At 63.8% G+C, this 235-nt stretch carries 1 pseudogene; it reads right to left on the bottom strand.

Annotated features, from left to right (window positions below):
* Positions 1–235, bottom strand: a pseudogene (locus RAD10_RS42570) (ABC transporter permease); the annotation flags it as partial.

The following is a 235-nucleotide window of genomic DNA, read 5'->3' as shown; positions in this document are numbered from 1 at the left end:
GCGAGCACCAGGCGCAGCACGCTGCCGTCGGTGAATCCCAGCGTCTTGAGCACGGCGAGCTCCGGCACGCGCTCGCGCACGCTCTGCGCCATGGTATTGCCCACGACCAGCAGCAGCGTGAAGAACACCGCGAACAGGATCCAGCGCACGATCAGGCCGATATCGCCGATCTGCTTGACGAAGCTGATGTTGAAGTCCTTCTCGGTCTGCGTCTTGGTCTCGTCCGGCGAGTTCC

This window comes from Bradyrhizobium sp. 23AC (assembly GCF_054863025.1).
The sequence above is the reverse complement of the archived record's forward strand: the minus strand, read 5'-3'. Positions and strand labels throughout refer to the sequence as shown.